Source organism: Parcubacteria group bacterium CG10_big_fil_rev_8_21_14_0_10_36_14, from assembly GCA_002772895.1.
Taxonomy (GTDB): Bacteria; Patescibacteriota; Patescibacteriia.
Genome location: PFCS01000006.1, coordinates 1 through 20992, shown reverse-complemented (window position 1 = coordinate 20992; position 20992 = coordinate 1). Strand labels below are relative to the sequence as shown.

At 35.5% G+C, this 20992-nt stretch carries 21 protein-coding genes and 1 tRNA gene; 1 reads left to right on the top strand and 21 read right to left on the bottom strand.

Annotated elements, in window-relative coordinates; translation table 11 throughout:
• Nucleotides 1–25 precede the first annotated feature (25 nt).
• The 5 genes from COU51_00505 to COU51_00485 all read right to left on the bottom strand — a co-directional run bounded on the left by COU51_00505 (nucleotide 26) and on the right by COU51_00485 (nucleotide 4567).
• Nucleotides 26–1147: a tRNA 2-thiouridine(34) synthase MnmA gene (locus COU51_00505; GenBank protein ID PIR67056.1), complete on the bottom strand. Its 1122-nt coding sequence runs from the start codon at nucleotides 1145–1147 to the stop codon at nucleotides 26–28.
• Nucleotides 1148–1212: 65 nt separating this feature from the next.
• Nucleotides 1213–1722, bottom strand: coding sequence for a hypothetical protein (locus tag COU51_00500; protein ID PIR67055.1), 510 nt, complete (start codon nucleotides 1720–1722; stop codon nucleotides 1213–1215).
• Nucleotides 1723–1753: 31 nt separating this feature from the next.
• Nucleotides 1754–3289, bottom strand: a complete 1536-nt coding sequence (locus tag COU51_00495) for a methionine--tRNA ligase (GenBank protein PIR67054.1) — start codon at nucleotides 3287–3289, stop codon at nucleotides 1754–1756.
• On the bottom strand, nucleotides 3198–3821 hold the full coding sequence (locus tag COU51_00490) for a hypothetical protein (GenBank protein ID PIR67053.1): 624 nt from the start codon (nucleotides 3819–3821) through the stop codon (nucleotides 3198–3200). Before COU51_00490 ends, COU51_00495 begins: the two co-directional genes overlap by 92 nt.
• A 5-nt stretch (nucleotides 3822–3826) precedes the next feature.
• The gene (locus tag COU51_00485; protein ID PIR67052.1) at nucleotides 3827–4567 is read right to left on the bottom strand and encodes a hypothetical protein; all 741 of its coding nucleotides are present in this window, start codon (nucleotides 4565–4567) and stop codon (nucleotides 3827–3829) included.
• 103 nt (nucleotides 4568–4670) lie between these two features.
• Between COU51_00485 and COU51_00480 the strand changes: the two genes are divergently transcribed.
• Complete coding sequence (locus COU51_00480) at nucleotides 4671–5693, top strand: hypothetical protein (protein ID PIR67051.1); 1023 nt, start codon at nucleotides 4671–4673, stop codon at nucleotides 5691–5693.
• A gap of 55 nt (nucleotides 5694–5748) precedes the next feature.
• Here COU51_00480 and COU51_00475 read toward each other — a convergent pair whose 3' ends face one another.
• The 16 genes from COU51_00475 to COU51_00400 all read right to left on the bottom strand — a co-directional run.
• Nucleotides 5749–6336, bottom strand: a complete 588-nt coding sequence (locus COU51_00475; protein ID PIR67050.1) for a hypothetical protein — start codon at nucleotides 6334–6336, stop codon at nucleotides 5749–5751.
• 206 nt (nucleotides 6337–6542) lie between these two features.
• A tRNA-Glu gene (locus COU51_00470) sits at nucleotides 6543–6617 on the bottom strand.
• 130 nt (nucleotides 6618–6747) lie between these two features.
• Nucleotides 6748–7989, bottom strand: coding sequence for a hypothetical protein (locus COU51_00465; GenBank protein PIR67049.1), 1242 nt, complete (start codon nucleotides 7987–7989; stop codon nucleotides 6748–6750).
• Between the two features lie 32 nt (nucleotides 7990–8021).
• Nucleotides 8022–9746, bottom strand: coding sequence for a hypothetical protein (locus COU51_00460; GenBank protein PIR67048.1), 1725 nt, complete (start codon nucleotides 9744–9746; stop codon nucleotides 8022–8024).
• Nucleotides 9739–10974 (bottom strand): AAA family ATPase, encoded by a 1236-nt coding sequence (locus COU51_00455; GenBank protein PIR67047.1) that lies wholly within the window; start codon nucleotides 10972–10974, stop codon nucleotides 9739–9741. Before COU51_00455 ends, COU51_00460 begins: the two co-directional genes overlap by 8 nt.
• A 114-nt stretch (nucleotides 10975–11088) precedes the next feature.
• Nucleotides 11089–11490, bottom strand: coding sequence for a 50S ribosomal protein L7/L12 (locus tag COU51_00450; GenBank protein PIR67046.1), 402 nt, complete (start codon nucleotides 11488–11490; stop codon nucleotides 11089–11091).
• Nucleotides 11491–11502: 12 nt separating this feature from the next.
• Nucleotides 11503–12009, bottom strand: coding sequence for a 50S ribosomal protein L10 (gene rplJ / locus COU51_00445; protein PIR67045.1), 507 nt, complete (start codon nucleotides 12007–12009; stop codon nucleotides 11503–11505).
• Nucleotides 12010–12241: 232 nt separating this feature from the next.
• Nucleotides 12242–12934, bottom strand: a complete 693-nt coding sequence (locus tag COU51_00440) for a UMP kinase (GenBank protein PIR67044.1) — start codon at nucleotides 12932–12934, stop codon at nucleotides 12242–12244.
• 406 nt (nucleotides 12935–13340) lie between these two features.
• Nucleotides 13341–15371, bottom strand: a complete 2031-nt coding sequence (locus COU51_00435) for an ATP-dependent DNA helicase (GenBank protein ID PIR67043.1) — start codon at nucleotides 15369–15371, stop codon at nucleotides 13341–13343.
• Between the two features lie 92 nt (nucleotides 15372–15463).
• On the bottom strand, nucleotides 15464–16573 hold the full coding sequence (locus COU51_00430; GenBank protein ID PIR67042.1) for a hypothetical protein: 1110 nt from the start codon (nucleotides 16571–16573) through the stop codon (nucleotides 15464–15466).
• 49 nt (nucleotides 16574–16622) lie between these two features.
• Nucleotides 16623–16844, bottom strand: a complete 222-nt coding sequence (locus COU51_00425) for a hypothetical protein (GenBank protein PIR67041.1) — start codon at nucleotides 16842–16844, stop codon at nucleotides 16623–16625.
• Between the two features lie 35 nt (nucleotides 16845–16879).
• On the bottom strand, nucleotides 16880–17935 hold the full coding sequence (locus tag COU51_00420) for an endolytic transglycosylase MltG (GenBank protein ID PIR67040.1): 1056 nt from the start codon (nucleotides 17933–17935) through the stop codon (nucleotides 16880–16882).
• Between the two features lie 2 nt (nucleotides 17936–17937).
• On the bottom strand, nucleotides 17938–18993 hold the full coding sequence (locus tag COU51_00415; protein ID PIR67039.1) for a hypothetical protein: 1056 nt from the start codon (nucleotides 18991–18993) through the stop codon (nucleotides 17938–17940).
• A 6-nt stretch (nucleotides 18994–18999) separates the two neighbouring features.
• Entirely contained in the window at nucleotides 19000–19491 is a 492-nt protein-coding gene (locus COU51_00410; GenBank protein ID PIR67038.1) for a phosphatase PAP2 family protein, read from the bottom strand.
• Between the two features lie 73 nt (nucleotides 19492–19564).
• On the bottom strand, nucleotides 19565–20794 hold the full coding sequence (locus tag COU51_00405; protein ID PIR67037.1) for a hypothetical protein: 1230 nt from the start codon (nucleotides 20792–20794) through the stop codon (nucleotides 19565–19567).
• A gap of 103 nt (nucleotides 20795–20897) precedes the next feature.
• On the bottom strand, nucleotides 20898–20992 hold a 95-nt coding region (locus tag COU51_00400), incomplete at its 5' end, for an ATP-dependent Clp protease proteolytic subunit (GenBank protein ID PIR67036.1).

Below are 20992 nucleotides of genomic sequence, written 5' to 3'. Positions count from 1 at the left end.
AATTCCCACACTACTTTGCTACCTGCTACTTTATTATTCCCCCGCCCAAAACGCTGTCGCCGTCATAAAAAACAACAGATTGTCCGGGGGTGACAGCGCGAAGAGATTTGGAAAATTTTACTAAGACATCTCTCCCTCCCTCTCTGACTCCCCCTCGGGCAGGGGGAGAAAAAGAAACAGAACATTTCTCAAGCTCTGCGCGATAACGAATTCGCGCCTGACACGCAAAATAAAATTTTGGCTGGCTGTTTACCCAGTTTATATCACAAAGTTCAAGTTCTTTTTTATAATACTTTTTCTCATCTTTTAGTGGCGCAACTATCAGTTCATTTTCTTTAAAATTTTTATCCACGACAAAATATGCACTTTCTTCGCCTTTTACACCCAATCCTCTTCTCTGCCCGATTGTATAATATGCTAACCCGTCATGCTCTCCAATAATTTTTTTGTTTGTCGTAATTACTTTTCCTTTTTTCGGTTTAATGCGAGTTTTTAAAAATTGTTCAACGTTTACATGACCCAAAAAACATAAACCTTGGCTCTCCCGCTTTAGCGCCGAGGGAAGTCCTGCTTCTTTTGCAATTTTGCGGACTTGGGATTTTTTTAAATCACCAATTGGAAATAAAATATGCGCAAGATCTTTTTCTTTTAGATTATAAATAAAATACGACTGATCTTTTTTTTTATCCTTTCCCGCCAATAATTCATATTTTTTTGTTTTTTTGTTCTTATTATTTCGCGCGTAATGCCCGGTTGCCATTGCGTCAGCTCCCATTATTTTTGCTTTTTTCCAAAATAATGGAAATTTTATCTTGCGATTGCACATCACATCGGGATTTGGCGTTCTTCCAGCCTTGTATTCGCGAAAAAAATAATCTAAAACTTCATGCTTGTATTCTTTGTCAAAATCAAATGTTAAAAATGGCACATCTAAAAATGCCGCTACGCGCATTGCATCACGGCGTTCACCAATCCAACACGAATCAACAGACAACCCCTTGCTATCCTTGGGTGTTTCAATGCTCTCCCCTATTTTTATAAAAACCGCAGTTACGTCATATCCTTGTTTCTTCAATAAATATAAAGCAACAGACGAGTCTACTCCGCCGGATAATGCTACAAAAACTTTTTTCTTTTTTTCTGCCATATATCTTTTTATAAAATTATGTCGCAAAGCGACATAATTTTATGGTTAACACATAATATAAATTACTATTTTATTATTTCATTAGCTTTTTTTAATGCTTCTGGTACAAGAGGCAAGAGCACATTAAATATTCCTAAAAAATAATCTTTGAATTGGGATTTTGCAATTACGTCCTCAAGACCAAAAGGAACGTGTTTTGCCATAAAAATAATTGCGCCCAACACTACCGCACCTTCCAATAGCCCCAATAAAGCTCCGGCTAACCGATTTATTGATTTCAAAAAAGGTAAGGCGGTCACAAGGTCAAAGGCACGCTCAAAAATATGAAATAAAAATCCGATTAAACGGTTAATTAAAATAAAAAGTACGATGAATGCAATAAAATTCCAAATCCCTAGCGAACCGGAAAACTTTCCTTGTGCCCAAAGTGCAACATTATCATACCATCTGCTTGCCAAAAACACGCCTAAAAGCGTGCCAAATAAAGAACCAAGGGTGTGGATAAGCCCAAACCAAAGACCAAAAAGCGCAAACCCTCCCAAAACAAGTAAAAATATAAAATCTATTAAGGCCATAAATACAAATTATGAATCAAAGATTCTAAAATTATTTATTTAGACGAGGAAATAATGACTTATCTTTAAAAGTATCCGCGCCTTCTAATACGTCCAAAATCCTTTTCGAAGAATCCGGCAAAAACGGCAAAAGCGCCTGAGCTATTACTTTTATTCGGAAAAGTAAATCGCCTAATATTTCTTCAAATTTTTTCTTATCTTTTTTTGCCAATTCCCACGGTTTTTCCTTATCTATTATTATATCACATTTTGATATTTCTTCCCAAACAAGCGACAACGCATTGTGCAACTTTAATCCTTCAATATTCTCTTCATACTTTTTCCAAAATCCTGACAAGTCTACTTTTTCTAATTCGGGAATTTTATCAAAATGTTTTTCCACTAAAGCAAACGTGCGACTAACAAGGTTTCCTAAGCCGTTCGCCAAATCAGAATTATATCTTTCTTCCAAACGAGTAATAGAAAAATCACCGTCTTCACCGAACGGTATTTCACGTAACAGATAGTAGCGCAAAGTGTCGTTGCCATATTTTTTAGCAATCTCTATTGGATCTACAACATTTCCCAACGTCTTAGACATCTTTGCTCCATCAATTGAAAAAAATCCATGGGCAAATACTTGGCGCGGTAAAGGCAACCCTGCCGACAAAAGCATTGCCGGCCAAAGCGCGCAGTGAAATTTTATTATATCCTTTCCAACTAAATGCAAATCAACTGGCCAATACTTTGCAAACATCTCTTTATCATCTGTAAATCCGATTGCGGATAAATAATTTACGAGGGCATCAAACCAAACATAAAGCGCCTGCCCGGGCATTTCTGGAACTTCAATTCCCCACTTTAGCCCCTCTCGTGTGATGCTTGTATCTTCCATAAAATCTTTTATATAGCTCACGACCTCATTTCTTCGCGCTTTCGGCATTATAAAGTTAGGATTTTTTTCAATATAATCTAAAAGTTTTTCGCGATAATTTGAAAGGCGAAAAAAATAGTTTTCTTCTTTTATTTTTTTTGGAGCTGTTTTATGGATTACACACTTATTGTCGTCCATATCCGATTCTTTTATAAAAGTTTCGCAAGCCTCACAGTAGTAACCCTCATAAACACCTTTATAAATATCATTCTTATCCCAAACGAGTTTAAAAAATTTCCTTACTGCCTTTATATGTCTATCATCGGTAGTTCGAATAAAATCGCTATTGCTAAGTTCTAAAGTTTTCCATGTTTCTTTCCAAATACCTGCCATATCATCTAAATATTTTCGCACTTCCTCTTTTGATAAATCTTGTTTTTGATAATATTTTTCCGCTGCGCTGATATTCTTTTGCGAATTTTCATCTGTTCCAGTCAAAAATAAAACATCTCGCCCTTTTAGGCGATTATATCTTGCCAACGCATCAACCGCGATTGTCGTATAAGCATGACCGATATGCGGTTTATCATTGATATAATAAATCGGGGTTGTAATATAATATTTATTTTCTGCTTTCATAAAAATTTTCCATATCATTACTTTTATATTGTATCTCATTTTTTTCAGCCAAAGACACTTCAGATAAAAGCACATTCTCTACTTTTATTCCGCGAGGAGAAAAAATTCGTTCCAGCTCATGCTTGATATCTACCTCTACTTCATCTCTTTTGCCGGATAAAATCTCATTATGTGTATAACGCGAAGATATCATTCTTAGACGGCTTCTGACTGTGGGTCTCACAATCTTAGCGACAAAATCCTCGCCAACCCACTGCCATATCATTGGGATGTATTCCATATCAAGGCGCAGAAGAATCGTTCCTTCCATATTTATAATCTTATTATCGCTTGTCACTGATTTTATTGGCGTGTCTCCCAATCCTTTTATGTTTTCTGGATTAAAATCCATACTAATACTGTATTCAAGAGTCTGGATATTAAACAACTTCGCTTTTTGCCAAAATGGAATTTTTAAATGCAAACCTGGCGTTAAAACTTTTTTTAAAACGCCTTGTCCCAAATCATAAACACAAGCAACGTATCCTGGAGGCACGTGAATAAAAAGCCCTTTCAGGACATCTTCCATTACAAACGAATATACAATTTTATCCAATGAATCTGCCATAAAAATCAATCCTCCTCTGCCTTTATTGTTTTTGGCTTTTTAACACTGTTTGAAGAATTATCCATTGCATTAAAAAGCACCTTTATTCCTCCTACTACAATAGCTGAGAATACAAGTGAAGTCAACACAAATAACGACTTGACCATCGGCAAAAGAGTTAAAAAACCAAAAACAACTAATGGAAAAAAATACTTGTAGACAATGTCAGAATTTAAAAGTATTGCCTTTTTTTTCCTCTGTTCTATGCTTATTTCAAAAAATAAAAAAATTGCGACAATTGCCGGCCAAATAAAACCTCTTGCGCCCAAGTCAAAATTTACAAACATGACGTTTACAAAATCAGGGTGTTCTACCCAGTCATAAAGCAAATTAAGTTTTGTGCCTTTTATTCCTCCCAAAAAAACCTGATAAAGTAAAACAAGAGTTAATGCCTGGACTCCTAAAACAATTGCCTTTGACCACGTATTCACTCTATGGGTCTTAAGAAATTCTCTAATTTCTTGATTTTGAAGAACTTGATCATTTTTATAAGCTAAAGAAATTTTTTCTATTTTAGTTGAGAGTTTTTTATAAAATTCCTCTCTCCAGACACTGATTACAGAGAAAGGCAAAAGAACTATACGAATAAGAACGGTTAGATAAATAACCGCCAAGCCAAGATTTTGCCCAGTTACTTCATTATAAAAATATATAAGTATATTAAATACCGGTCTAAATAAAAAATCATTCCAGACATAAGATATCATATAAAAATATCTTATCAGCTGGCTGTCCAAAATTCAACTTTGACTTTTTCTTTATTTTATTCTATCTTGCTCTTATAGCTCATTATATAAAAGGAGGATCGTGATGAGTCTCACTATTCCAAAAGTGGCTATTGTCATAAACGTAAATGCCCGCTCAGTATCAAACGAGATAATTCAAGATATAAAAGAAGTTGCTACTGAAGAAATCGTTTACATCTCGTCCTCGCCAAAAGAAGCAAAAAAAAATTTTGAAAAAATTGTTAAGAATGAGGTTGATGTTGTTCTTTCTGCCGGAGGCGACGGAACTTTTGCAGAAACAATAACGGGTGTTCTAAATTGTGAAAGAATTAAAACACCGGCATTTGGCGTTCTACGTCTTGGAACCGGCAACGGAGTCGCAGAAGCTCTCCGTGTTGCATCATTCAGTAAAAAAAATTTAATTCAAGAATTACAACAGGCAAAAAACCCTGAGGCGCGTTTCCAAATGCCAATTCTCAAAATCGGAAAAAAATATGCACCCTTTGCCGGAACAGGATTGGATGCAACTATGCTTAGAAGTTATAAGACAATTAGAAAATTGTTTAATTCTATACCATTTATTACTGAAACGAACCGCGGAGTTATTGACTATTCTTTTGCTGGAACAATTGCTTTTTGGACGTATCTACTCAAAAAACTGCCTGAAATAATAATTAAAAATGGCGAAGCAAAGGCCTATAGAATTGATTTTCATGGCAAACGCGTAGGACCGTCAAAAAAACCAGGAGAAGTTCTTTATAGAGGTCCATATCTTTTTGCCGCCGCCTCAACTGTGCGATATTATGGATTTGATGTTCCGATATTCCCTCAAGCCTCTACACTTTTTGGAGGATATTTCCAATTAAGAGTTTGCGCAATGGAAATTTATGAAGCAGCAAAAAAAATAACCAACGTGTTAACGGGAACTTTATCGGATAAAAAATTGTGGGATTTTTCTTGCAAAGAAATTACCATGGAATTAACTGGCGGAGCTACGTTTCAGATTGGCGGAGACAGTGTTGGAAAAATAAAAAAAATCCGCATCGGCAGTGAAAATATAATGACTGTCCAAGGATCTGCCGCAGCAGCGCCCGAACCTCCAACATAAATCATCTTTGTTGATGCTATACTTATAATTAAACGGTCATTAATTTGACCGTTTTTTATTTTTGCAAAATCATAGTGAACCATTTTGTTGACCAAAGCGCTTCTACTTCTGTAAAAATTACCCACATCTTACTGTCGAGCATTTGAACAATAAGCTCTGGCGTATAAAAATATACCGGGGTCACGCCAAGCAAATCGCTTTTCAACACGCGTTCATATTTTCCATACTTTAAGGATAAATAGATAATTCCATTCATGCTTAGCGCCTCGTAAGCTTCTCGAAGAATTGCAGTTGCCTTTGCTATATCGCAGTGCAGAAGAGAAGCAAAAGAAAAAACAATATCCACCTCAGCAGGAAATAAAAACTCTTGAGCATCCATAACCAAAAAGTTGGCTCCCGGATTATTTTCTTTCGCCAACTCTATCATTGTCTGTGACAGATCAATACCAAGATAATTGCTTGTATGTTTTAAAATCAACTTTGCTTCTCTACCATTTCCACATCCTATTTCAACTACCCTTGGATAATCCTTGTCAAAAAGCCAAAAAGCTCTGGCCACGTCTCTTGCCCTGCCTCCCGGTCGCAAGTCGGCAAACTGCTTGGCTTTTATATGAGCGTGTTCGTTGTAAAAATCCCGCACCATTTTCTTATCTTGTTCCACTAAACCCTCCTTTCTACAACCTAATCTACTCTTTTTTTATTTTTTTGTCAATAGAAAAACAATCTTTCGCGCTGGTTTTTGTAGTCTATCTTCATAAAATTCTGAAAAAAATTAAACCCCTCATTGAGATTTGATTTCTCATAAAAATAATCAACTAAAAAATTCCACATTAAGTGAAATTTTTTAGTTGGTACCGCTACGGGGAATCGAACCCCGATTGCCAGATTGAGAATCTGGCGTCCTAACCGTTAGACGATAGCGGCGCGAAAATTAATTACGAATTACGAATAAAATATAGCACAAAATAAGCAAAACGTCAAGCTGATTTTTCTGTCGCGAAGCGATTCATTCATTAATAATGAAAAAATTAATAATTGATAATTTCAACGCAATTTATATTGCCCTTATCTCTTCCACTATCTCGCTCATATGCATTGCATTTGAACCCTTAATCAGCACCGTATCCCCTTCTTCCATTTTTTCTTGCAAAAATCTTCCAAGCTCATGATTGTTATCAAAACTATAAATTTTATCTTTGTGCATTCCTGCTTTTTCCGATCCTTTTGCAATATCTTTTGCTCGACTACCAACCGTTAAAAGATAATTAATCCCCGTCTCACAAACCTTATTTCCAATATCAAGATGAGCGTCTTTGCTTGTATTTCCCAATTCCAGCATATCTCCCAAAACAGCAATCGTTCGTCCTTTTCCCGCAAGATTTTTCAAATTTTGAAGAGCCGCTTCAACTGATTGCGGAGAAGAGTTATAGCTTTCATCGATAAATATTGTATTTTTTATGCCCTTTACAAGTTCTCCTCTGCCTTTTAGCGCACTATAGTTTACTAGTGATTCTTTTATTTTTTCAAGTTCCATCCCCTTGGCAAGCCCAACGCAAATACCTGCCAAAACCGCATAAACCAAAGACCTGCCAATAGAATTTAGAATTATAACTGATGTTTTTTTATTTCTATATTCCAAAGAAAAGCTCGTTTGACTTCTTCCGACTAATATATTTTTTGCCAAAACATCAGCGCCTTCTTCCGTTCCATAAGTTATACATTTTGCCTTTGTAACATCACACATTCCCAACACATCTTTATAGTCATAATTTAAAATAGCAAAGCCATTTTGCGGTAATTTTTTTATAAGCTTTCCTTTTTCTTCCAAAATCGCCTCTTGTCTTTTAAATGATTCCAAATGCACCGGTCCAATGCGAGTTAAAACTCCAACTGTCGGCTTAATAAAATCTAAAAGATAGTCCATGTCACCCGGCTTATCTACCGCCATTTCCAAAATTAAAATATCCGGATAATTTTTGTCTTTTATTAAAATCGTTTTCATGGCAGATAAAAAAATAACAAGCCAACCGAAAACATTTTTTCCAGCTGTTTTTTTACCAATAATTGTAAGCGGAAGGCCTATTTCATTATTATAGTTTCCGTCTGTTCTCTGGACATTAAACTTAGCTGACAAAACATTAAAAATTGCTTCTTTTGTAGAGGTTTTACCTACAGAACCAGTAATACCAATAATCTCCGGATGATATTTTTGGAGTATATTTTTAGCAAAAAACTTTAATATTTTTCTTAAAAGATTCACCATAATAATTCTATTTTCGCGATAGCGAAAATACATTAATTGATAATTGAAAATCGATGATTGTGATATTAGCGTTCTGGCGGAACATGATAATAATTTAATATATATTGCGCAATATCTCTAAAAACTGGGGCTGCGGAATTAGATGCCCATTCAGCTGCTTCAGGATTGTCTAGTCTGACCAACACACTGAAACGCGGATTACTTGCCGGCGCTATTCCAACAAAAGTCGCAATCTTCTTGTCTTCTTCATAGCCGACAGTTCCTTTTTTAGAAATTTGCGCCGTTCCTGTCTTTCCTCCAACATAATACCCTTCTACTGCGGCTTGCTTTGCGTGTCCATTTTCCACTACGCTTGCCAACATTCCACTTATAATTGTAGAAGTTTTAGAACTTATTACCTGTCTGATTATTTTTGGTTGTATTTTATCAATGTTCCCATTTGAATAAATAATTTGTTCAACAATATATGGCTTCATCAATGACCCTCCATTTACAAGCGCATTAAAAGCATTAAGCATTTGAAGAGGAGTTACTAAAATACCTTGACCATAAGATGCGGTTGCTGACCAAATATCGCCTGATTTTTTTAATGAGCTTACATCTCCGGTTGATTCTTTGTCAAGCGAGATTCCGGTCAAATCTCCAAAACCAAAATTTTCTACATATTGACGAAATTTTTTTGCTCCTAAAAGATCAACGATATAAATAACGCCAGTATTCAACGATTTTTCCAAAACTTGAACCATTGTTTGCACTCCATTGGCTTTTAAATCAGAATTTTTTATTGTATACACACCAATCTTTACTTCACCCGTATCTTCATAGGTTGATTCCGGACTAATCAAACCGGCATCTAAAGCAGAAGCAACAGTAATCGGCTTAAAAACTGAGCCTGGCTCATATTGATTAAGAATTGCCGGAATAGTAAAAACCGACTGATCCTTTACTTTGTTATATTCATTGGGGTCATAATCCGGACTTCCACACATTCCGATAACTGCTCCGGTATGTGGATCCATCACCAATATTGTGCCAGATTCTGCCTGATATTTTAAAACTGCTTCTTCTATTTTTTTACAGATATATGCCTGAATACCCCTATCTACCGTTAAAACTAAGTCTACTCCATTTTCCGCTTCTTCCAAAACTTCGTTACCCCAGGGTATAAGTCGACCAAATCCATCTTTTTCTCCACTTAAATATCCAGATCTACCAGAAAGTTCTTTTTCAAAATAACCTTCAAGCCCATATCTTCCACTCTGCGCTACAGCATCAAACCCGACAAAACCCAAAATCTGTCCACCGAAACTTTTTTCCGGGTAATATCTCTTTATCTCTTCTTCAAAGCCAATTCCTGCAACGCTGTATTCTTTTATTTTTTCTATTGTTTCTTTTGAAATATAATGAGCTATTGGTTCATATGGATCATTCTTTAAAATAATTCCCTTAAGCTTTACCGCATCAATGCCTAGCGTCTCAGATAAAACCTTTACAGCCAATGTTTTATTTTGAATTTTTGACGGCTCAGCATAAACTAAATATAAAGTTTTATTGGAGGCCACGGGATAAAGATCTTCATTACCAAATTCTTTAGCAAAAATACTTCCTCTCTCCGCTTTTAAACTCGCGGAAATATTATGAGTTCCACTGGCAATCTCTTTATATTTTTTTCCACTTAAAATTTGTAAAGAAAAAAGGCGTAGAATAATTATTCCGGCAATACACAATATCACCAGCGTGAGCGTTAATATACGCTTATCGCCAACTATTCCTTTTCGCCTTTTATTCATTGAAATATTTTTTATTTTTTAAACTCGGTGGCATATATTCTTGCTCTACCCAACCATCGCAATCTGGATTATACTTATTTCCTTTGCCATAATCCAAATCCTTCATTAATTCTGTCGGCGCATTACGCAAATGCAGTGGAACGGGTTCACGAGGCATTTCGCGTATATCTTTTTCAGCTTCATTGTATGCCTTATAAAGCTCATTTGACTTTGGTGCCCGAGCCATATAAACAACTGCCTGGGCAAGAGCTGTGTTACATTCCGGCATTCCTAAAAAATGAGTTGCCTGATAACTCGCTACCGCTTGAGTTAAAGCGTTCGGGTCAGCAAGCCCAATATCTTCTGACGCAAAACGTACTAAACGACGGGCGATATAGAGTGGGTTTTCTCCGGCCGTAAGCATTCTTCCAAGCCAGTAAAGCGCGGCATTGGCATCACTTCCGCGCATTGATTTATGCAAAGCAGAAACTATATTGTAGTGCTCTTCCCCTGCTTTGTCATAAAAAAGATTGGCATTCAAATATGCATTTTTTATATCTTCTTTTTTAATTATAGCATTATTTTTTTCTTTTTTCAGTTTTATAACAATCTCCAAAGCGCCTAAAAGCGCGCGCGCATCCCCTCCTGCCAATCCAATCAAAAGAGACGGCGCGCCTTCTTCAAACTGCATCTTTGTCCCATTCCTAAAATAAAGCCTAAGCGCGTTCTTTAAAATAGCAAGCAAATCGTCTTTTTCTAATTGATTGAGGGCAAATACGCGTGTTCTGGAAAGTAAAGCGCCAACTATTTCAAAAGAAGGATTTTCTGTTGTCGCGCCAATAAGTGTAATTATGCCCTTTTCCACATAAGGCAAGAGGGCATCTTGTTGCGCTTTATTCCAACGATGTATTTCATCAACAAAAAGAATAGTTTTTTTATTCTGAAGTTTTAAGCGGTTATTTGCCTCTTCTATAACTATCTGCAAATCCTTCTTTCCGCTTGAAGTGGCAGAAAGCGCCTTAAAATGCGCTCCTGTCCGCATAGCAATAATTTCTGATAACGTGGTTTTTCCGGTTCCAGGAGGTCCCCAAAAAATCATAGAAGGTATATCGTCCGCTTCTATCATTTTGCGAAGAGGTGCGTCTTTACCGACTAAATGTTGCTGTCCAAAAAAATCATCCAATGTTTTTGGGCGTAATCTGTCTGGCAACGGCTGATTTTGATTTAGATTTTTATCAAATAAATCCATAAAAATAGCAATCAATACTTGCTAGTTAGTATTTAGTATTAAATTACCATAAAATCGCCAAATATAAAACCACCCCAGAAATCCGGAGTGGTCTTATATTAGATGTTATGAAAATTACTTCAAATTTACTGTTGCGCCTGCTTCTACTAATTTTGCCTTCATGCTTTCTGCTTCTTCTTTCTTTAATTTTTCTTTAAGAACTTTTGGCGCGCCATCTACCAAATCCTTGGCATCTTTTAGGCCAAGACCGGTAATTTCTTTTACAACTTTAATAACGCTGATTTTGTTGTCGCCTGCGGCAACAAGCTCTACGTCAAATTCTGTTTTTTCTTCTGCAGCTTCTACTGCACCGCCTGCTACTGCAGCTACGGCCATTGGAGCGGCTGCGCTAACTCCAAATTTTTCTTCCAAAACTTTTACAAGTTCTGAAAGTTCTAGAACAGAAAGAGTTTCAATCTGTTCCACTAATGCCTTAAATTTTTCAGGCACTTCAACTTGTGTTTTTTCTTCTGACATAATGTTTATTATTTATTTATTAGCTACTGCATTTAAAACGTATACAAGATTGCGAAGATTGCCGGCTAACACATTGACAAATCCAGAAATCGGAGCATTTATGCTTCCAACCATCTTTGCCAATAGTTCTTCTCTTGAAGGAAGTTTTGATAACGCTACAACATCTGCCTTTGTTGCAAATTTTCCATCTACAATTCCGGCGACGATTTTTAATGCCTCATGAGTTTTAGCAAATTCGGATGCTGTTTTTGCCGGAAGAACTTCATCGTTACCAAAAAAAGCTATAACTTCGCCTGTAAGTTCCGGGTTTTCAATTCCCAAATCTTTTAAGACGAGCTTTAATAAATTCTTTTTTGCCATTCCGCATTGAAGATTATTTTCACGACATTTTGCCCGAAGCGCTTCTGTATCTTTTACCTTCAAGCCATTATAATTTGCAAAAACAACAGACTTATTATCCTGTAATTTTTGAACCAGTATTTCCACTTCTTGTTTTTTTTGTTCTTTTGTTTTTGGCATATTCTACTTATTAGCTTTATTAGCTTTTTGCTAACTGCTAACAAAAAACGACCTTTTGGGCCGTAGAACGCGAGGAAAATTATCTATATTTAGATAATTGCGGTCTCGGTAGGAGTGCTGATGTTTAATTCTTTCAAGAATCCTACTGTCTACGACTATTAATTGTTAATCCTATATTAACATACTTATAGATATATGTCAAGAATTAAAAAAACCGCTTTATTTAGCGGTTTTAATGATTATAAACTATTGAACCTATAAAATTTTTATCACCTCTTATAATTTTTTTCAAATTATCCAATTTTTTACCATTTGCAAGAATAAGTTCCAAACCTAACTTTTGCGCTTCCCGGCTGGCAATCGGATCAAATGGTGTGTTTGCGCCCGGGTCCCATTTATTGCCGACAATTTTTCTAAAACCCTGCCAGTCAATTTCTTTTATTTTTTTAGCATTTTTATATATTGTAGGGTTTTTATCATAAAGATAATCAATATTTGTGAGATTTATAACTTTTTTTGCTCCATAAGTTTTTGCCAATAAAACCGCATCATAATCCGTTGAGCAACCCGGCCTCCAACCGACGCCAATCAAAACTTTTTCTTTAAAGATCACTTTTTGATTTGGATTTTTTATAATTGTCGGATGAACGATATCTCTAAAAATAGTGCGCACCAAATGCCCATTTAAACGCGTGGCGTGAATACCGATCCAATCCAAATCATCACGAGTTAATTTTGTAATTGCTTTCGCGCTTTTTTGGTAATCGCGTGCTGTTCTCCCTCCTCCACAAATTAAAATAATTTTATAATCTTTCTTTGCAAAATCTGCTATCAACTTTTTAAATTTTTTTAAAAATAAAATATCAATCCCGCCTTTGGGAACAATCAGCGAACCACCTAATGAAATAACTATTGTTTTTTTCATACTCTTGATTAAATTATATATTTCATATAATATGTAGTCAAACAAAAATGGAGGTAAAAATGTCGCTTCAAACTGGCATTTGGATTTTTTCTCTTATTCTTCTTTCGCTTTTCACATTAATTATTTTCGGTACCGGCGTTCTAAAGATGGTAGTCGGTCTTCGTAGATATTACAAAAGAAAAAAAAGAAAATAATGAAGAAAAAACAAGGATATCTTTTAGTTCTTTTATTTAGCCTAAGTATCCTCTTCGGACTTTATAAAACAAAAGACTCTGGAGTTTGGCTGGTTAGCATTGTTGTTGCAATCACTTTTTCCGGATTTTTGTCTGTTGTTATAAATAAATTTTTTAAAAAATAATCCCTCTTTAAGGGATTTTTTATTTTAATAAAAATATTTTATGACAAATCAAAATTCTATTTTTATATCGGGTAAATAACTTTTTTTCGGCAATTCTTCTGCATTAATATCGATAACCGGCAAGTCGTCATCTACATTTTCTAGCTCAACCTGCTCTAAAAGAGAACGATCCAGCTCACGCAAAAATTGTGATGGCTCATTAAAATACATTCCGCCGCCACCGCCACCACCACCATATCCTCCGTCTCCACCGGTAAAAGCATAAGACAAATAAAGTTCATCTTTAGCTCGGGTTGAGGCCACATAAAAAAGCCGGCGCTCTTCTTCCATCCCACCATCTTCCATCATCGCCCTTCTATTTGGGAACGCACCGTCAATAAGATTTATCACAAAAACCGCCTTCCACTCCAGTCCCTTGGCCTGATGAATGGTTGATAATATAATTCTTTCATCATCTTCTATTGCTCTTGCTTCTCTTTTTACAGCCACATCTTCATAAAGCGTTATCTCCGATAAAAACGTTTCCAGATCTTCATATCGCGACGAATAATTTGCCATTTCATACAAGTCCTGCAAACGCTCCTCAGCATTTTCATATTTATTTTCCAGATAATCCTTGTAATAAGAATTTATCACTTCATCAATAAAAACATTCGGACGAGCTTCAAGATTTACAAACTTTTTCCAAACACTCAAAATTTCTTCCCACGAAGTGCGAGCTTTTATGCCAAACCTCGTGCTATCTATATCCAAAATCATACGCGGTTCTTTTTTTTCACTTATACTCTCAAATATTTTTTTTGCTGTTGCCGGGCCAATGCCCATACCAAAAGATAAAATCCTCATCCACGCCGCTTCATCCTGCAAATTAAAAAAAACGCGGAGATAAGCAATAACGTCTTTTATATGCGCCCGCTCAAAAAAACGAACTCCTCCGCGATAGTCATATGGGATATCCCTCCGCGTTAATTCCATTTCCAAAACTTCGCTATGATATGACGCGCGAAAAAGCACGGCAATTTCACGTAGTTCTACACCCTCATCACGAAGCTCCAAAATTCTGTCAGCAATAAAATTTGCCTCATCTTCTCTTGTCCCCGCAGGAACTACTTGTGGAATAATTCCATCTTTACGCAAACTACGTAATTTTTTTGGAAATTGGTTTACATTATGGATGATGCTATTATTAGCAAGATTTAGAATATTTGGCGTTGAACGATAGTTTGTTTCCAAACGAAATGTTTTGGAATTTGGATAGGTGCGTGGAAAGTCTAATATATTTTTTACATCTGCCGCGCGAAAAGAATAAATACTCTGCGCGTCATCTCCCACAACTAAGATATTTTTATGGTGTGATGCCAAATGATAAAGAATTGCCGCTTGAACCGGATTTATATCCTGATATTCATCAACCAAAACATATTTAAAATTATAAGCCAGCCCCCTTCTTACATCTTCTTGTGTTTCTAATAAATTTAAAGTTAAAACCAAAAGGTCGTCAAAATCCACCATGTTTCCGTCTTTTTTCTTACGTTCAAAAATCCGGCGAACATCTTCTATCTCTGATTTTATCTCCAAAAATTTTGGATTTTTTATCTCCAATACTTGCTCAAGAGAGTTTCTGCTATTTTTGCAAAAACTAAAAAGGCTTTTTAAAACCGCCGGGGAAGGAAACCTGCGTTTTTTCGTATCAACCCCTGCCTCTGCAATTGAAGATTTTAATAACGATTTTTTATCATCTTCATCAATAATAGTAAAATTCGGCTCCAAACCAATTCTTTTTCCGTATCTGCGAAGCAAAAAATTAGCAAGATGATGGAATGTCCCTCCAACAAGGCCTTTTGGCCTATATCCCAAAAGTATTTCAGCCCGGCTTATCATTTCTTTTGCCGCTTTATTGGTAAAAGTAACCAAACAAATATTTTTCGGCTCTATTCCTTTTTCCAATAGATGCGCCAGCCGATAGATTATTGTCCGCGTTTTTCCGCTTCCCGCGCCGGCCAAAACCAAACAAGGCCCCTCGCCTTCATGAACAACCTTGAATTGCTCCTCATTTAATTGTTTCTGATAATCAATCATAATGAATTAATTTTAACATATAATTTGAAGAAATAAAAAAGCCAAGCTCACTCGCTTAACCATCGCTAACTTATATTAGTAATTCGTAATTATTAATTAGTAATTAAACCTGTATACACATTCCGCGCATTCCAAATCAAAAACCCTTCTCCACCAGTTTCTTCAACCGCGCGAATCTGTTCATTAACTTTAAATGAATCATAAACAGCTCCAATATCAAAATCTTGTATCCATGGCCTGAGTTCTGCCAGCGGAGTGCTGGTTGAAGAAAGCAATCCGTTCCTTATTCTATTAGCCTCATCCATACTATATTTCACAACTCCATAAGGTGCGTCTGCCGGATTAGCATAGCCAATAAATCCATTTGCATAATGCGACGGATACATCATTGGCGAAATAAAATCAAAATACGGAAGTGCTCGTGATAATTTTTGTCCTATTCCCAAATCATAATCGTCATAACAGCAAACAAGACCGAAAAGGTCGGCGGAAATAGGGATTTTTACACCCCGTAAAACTTTTGAAACATAAGCAAAAAACTTTTCTATCTCTACTTCTTTCGATGTGGTGCCGTCCCAATTAGAATATTCTATTGTTGCAAGATTTCCGTCTGACGGAAAACGAATATAATCAAACTGTACCTCATCAAAACCCCGCTCATAAGCCTCACGCGCAAACTCAACTGTATATTTCCAAACACCGAAATGAGTCGGATCTAGCCAACGTACTCCCTTATAATCGGCCCAAAGCCCTCCGCCTTTTCTTTGCAGTGCATATTGAGGCTCAATTCCTACAATATACGGATCTTGAAAAACAAAAAGTCTGGCTATAGCATAAATACCTTTTTCGTGAAGTTTATTGATTACTCCATCAACATCGTAAAGTTCTCTTTGTGTATTATATTTTTGCAAAGCATCTCTTTTTAAATGAAAAGCTGGTTCACCCACCGGACCTTTCACGTCTATAACAACCGCATTTAGATTATTATTTTTAACAAAGGTTATAAGCTCATCCAGACGTCTTGTCCCAACAGTATAAGCGGTGAGGTATATTCCTTTAACTACTTTTGATTTTTTTAAATGCTCGGCACTTGCCATTGCCTTATGGCTATAGTTCAGATAACTATCCTCTTCTTCAATATTAAAAATATTAAATAAGATAATATTAAAACAGGCGAGCGCAAAAATACCGGCTATAAACATATATATCCAGCTCGGCAAAAATTTTGTAAGTTTTTTGTTCTTCACACTATTATTCCGAGGAAATTACTTTTTTTATAGTTATCGGTTCTTCATCCTGAATGATGTCCCCTTGATTTGCCCTAAAACCAAAATACCAAACAAAAACTCCAATTAGCACAGCAAAAAATAAAAATATCAACAAATATATCCAGCTGTTATCTTTTTCTTTTTTTGCAAACGATATAGTATCGTCATGTTTTATTGTTTGAGGCATATATCTTAATTTTATCAAATAAAACAAGCGGGATCTATTTCCGCTTGTTTTATTTAGTCTAAATATTTTCTGTTTGCCTGATGTTCAGCACCAGTCTTGGCATAATATACGCGCCCTTCTTTATCCGTTAAAAAATATAAATATTCGTTTGGTGTTGGATAAAGTGCGGCTTTTATTGACCAAACGCTGGGATTATTTATCGGTCCGAGTGGAAGTCCTTTATATTTGTAAGTATTCCACGGAGAATCAACACTTAAATCATCATACGTAGAACGGCTTCTGCCAGAATTAGTAAAATAATTAATAGTTGAATCCATCTGTAAAGACATATTGTATTTTATCCGGCGTCTTATTATGTCGGCCACAATTCTTCTATCTTCATAACTATTTACCTCCCTTTCTATTATGCTGGCCATTGTTAGAACCTCAAAAATTGTTCTGTTTTGTTTTTTTATTTCCGCGCGTATCTCGGGTGTCAGTTTTTTACCAAAATTATCCAAAGCTTTTTTTAATAAATTATCAACCGTTCCGTCTGCCAAAATACGATAAGTGTCAGGATAGATATATCCTTCCAAAGAAACATAAGCCGGTTTATCAGCTAAAAAATCATATTGCCAACCTCCCTTAAAATCTACTTTGGCATTTCTGTAATCTACTGCCGGATGAGCGGTTAGATAATATAATTCATTTTCATTGGCTATTAACTCTTTTTTTATTAAATATTCTGCCAAATCCCTGAGAGTCCAGCCTTCAATAATAGTAAAAGTCTTTTCTTTTATTCTTATCGCCGTCATCTCATTTGCTAACTTAGAAATATTTTGACCCACCTTTAAAGTATAGTCCCCCGGCTGAAAAATTAGCTGAAGTCCAAAAAGCCACACATATGCCTTAAAAGCAAGCTTATTATTTATAACTCCTGCTTCCTCAAGCTTTTGGCCGATTAGATTTGCCCCCTCGCCTTCTTCAATCGTAAAAAATACAAGTTCGGCATTTTTCGGAGGTCGTTTAACATAAAACTCTGATAAAAAATAACCAAAAAATACCGCAAAAATGAATAAAAACGTTACGATTGCCAATAAAATATAAATTGGAATTTTTTTTAGTTTCATACTTATAAATAATCTTCTTTATTCTCTTGCTTTAATTTTTCTACTATTTTTTTCACATCTTGCGCGCGATTTTTAGGGCAAACCAAAAGCGCGTCATGAGAATCAATAACAAGCATATTCTCTAGTCCGATAGTCGCTACAAGCCTATTAGAGTATATCAGATTTCCTCGACTATCCAAATGAACATGTTTGCCTATTTCTACATTATCATCAATCCCCAAGGCATACATATCCCAAATCGCCTTCCAGTGACCAATGTCCATCCACCCAAAATCCGCTGGCAAAACAAACATATTATTTTCTTTTTCCAGTATACCGCAGTCTACGCTTGTTGCCTCTATGGTAGGAAATATCTGTTCAATTTTTTCAGGACTTTCTACAATTTCTGTTAATTTGTCATACATCTTCGGTAAATGTTTTTTATAAAAATTTAAAAAAACATCTGCTCTGGCAATAATCAAAGTAGGATTCCATAGGTAGTTTCCACTTTCTAAAAATTTATTCGCGGTTTCAATATTAGGCTTTTCAATAAATTTTTCTACTGAATAAAATTTGTGTTCATCTGTTTCTCCTGCCATATCTCCCACTTTTATATACCCATAACCTATTTCTGGAAAATCTGGTTTAACTCCTACGAGCAAAATTCTATCAGGATGTTGCAAAATTATTTTTTCTCCTATAGACAAAATTTTATGATATTCTTTTTCATCCTGTATAAAATTGTCAGAATTTATATAAACAAATATTGCATCCTTATCCTTTTTTAAAATTCTAAATAAAGAAAGTCCCAACGCGGCAGCAGTCCCTCTTGGCTCAGGCTCTATAATAATGTTTCCTTTTGGGAGATTTTGTATTTCTTTTTGTATAACATCACTCAAGAGGCTTGTTGTTGATAAAAAAATATTCTCGCCCGGAATATTTACCGATAATCTTTCATAAGTTTTTTTAAGCAAGGTTTTGCCATTCAAAAATGGTTTTATTTGCTTTGGCTCTCCTTTTCTTGAAATAGGCCAGAGACGTGTTCCTTGTCCACCGGCAATGATAATCGGATATAGCATAATATTTTAAGATTTTTTTCTTAAAACAAAACTGAGCGCGAATGCGATAACCATTCCGCCAAGAATATCTGTGGGATAGTGCACACCTACAAATATTCTGGCAAAAGCAATAAAAAGCGCGCTTAAAATAAAAACTATCCCCCACTTTTTATCCAGCCAAAAAACACTAAAAGCTAAAACAAATGCCACTAAAGTATGGCCTGAGGGAAATGATGCGTCGCCCGCGGACTTATCAATTAATTTATTTATACCATCTACCACCTCAAACGGTCTTACCCTAAAATAAAACAGACTAATAACTTCTTTTATTAATAATCCGAATACTGCCAGTATCCAGATCCACAGTAAAAGCGCTATTTTTTTATTTTTGATAAAAAACAAAAAATGCGAAAGCGCAAAAACAATCGGAAAATAAACCGCAAAAAATATAAATATGGCATCTAAGTATAAGTTTTGCCCAGCAAAGTTATTTAAAAATTTTAGGATTTGTATATCCATACTTTTTTAGTATAGCTGATTTGAATAAAAATTTAAAGCTAACCAATAAAATACAGCTGGAAATCCAGCTGTATTAAACAGATCTAAAAATTACACATTTGTCTTCGGATATATATTTTCTGAAAACATCTTCAATCTTTTCCTTGCTAACCATATTTGGATCTAAGTAAATGTCCATTTTATGAAAATAGCCGTAGGATATTGCATCGCTTAATAAATTAATCCACCATTCACCAGACATAACATCGCGCTCAAACTTCATAGTATAAAGTCTTTTTATGCGTAAAAAAAGAGCTTCACTAAGTCCGTCTTTTCCTACTCTCCTTATCCAAGCCCAAAATCTTTCTTCAAGCTTTTTTAATAATTTCTTTGTAGAAGTCGTAAGATATATCTCTATAAAATTACATACAGGTAAAATAAGCTCATCGTCTATTCTCATTGCGTTATACAAACCAAGTGGTCTTGATATATTCCATACGGGTGAAAAAATAGAAGTATCATCAAAAAAAGTAGAAATAAGTTTAAAATAAAAGCTATCTTCGTAATGATAGATTGGCGGACCCTGAAACATTATCAACGTTTGATTTTGAATATTTTTTATCTTTGGGTCTGCATTATAATTAATAGTAAGGGGTGGTATCTTTTCTATTTCTATCTTTTTGTCTTCAAATGCCCCTACCACCGAAGCTTCAACTGTCCTTTTTACATCTTTAATATCAACGTCCCCAACGACAATCAATATCGTCCTTGAAGGTAAAAAAAACTTCTTATGCCATGACATTAAACGTTTTAATCCTATATGCTGAACTGAAATATCCTTGCCTAAAACAGGTCTGGATAATGGGTGATTAGCAAAAAGACGTTCAGTCATCTGGTCGTAAAAATTTTCATCAGCATCAACAATTTCGTCAACCACTACGGCTCTTTCTTTTAAAACGTCCTTATGACTAAACTTGGGATAAAAAATACATTCAAGAAGTAGTTTGAGACATCGTATCCAAAATTTTTTATGAACCTCTAAACTAAAACTTGTGTCTATCTCCGAAGTATAACCATTCATTTCTCCGCCAAAACGTTCTATCTTGTATTGTGGCCTTTTTTCTTTTTCTTTTATCTTTCCATCTTCACCAATAAGATGCTCTAATAAATGAGATATCCCATTATTTTTGTCTGATTCACGAAGAGATCCTCCGGCAATTATTACTTCTATAAAGACTGACGCAATTGGCAAATGCTTAACCACAAGCATCATACCATTATTTAATCGACAAGACGTTACCTTATGTTTTTCTGGAAAATCCATAATTTTCCTCCTGCATTTCAAAGAACCTTGCTATACTTTTATCTTCCTATTTTCTAGTGTTTTTGTCAATCCGTCAATTAAAAAATCCCGCTTTTTGCAGGATCTAAATAATCTCATGAACAAGGCCGTAATCAACCGCTTCTTGCGCGTTTAAATATGTTTCTCTCATCATATCCCTTAGTACTTTCTTTTTGGGTT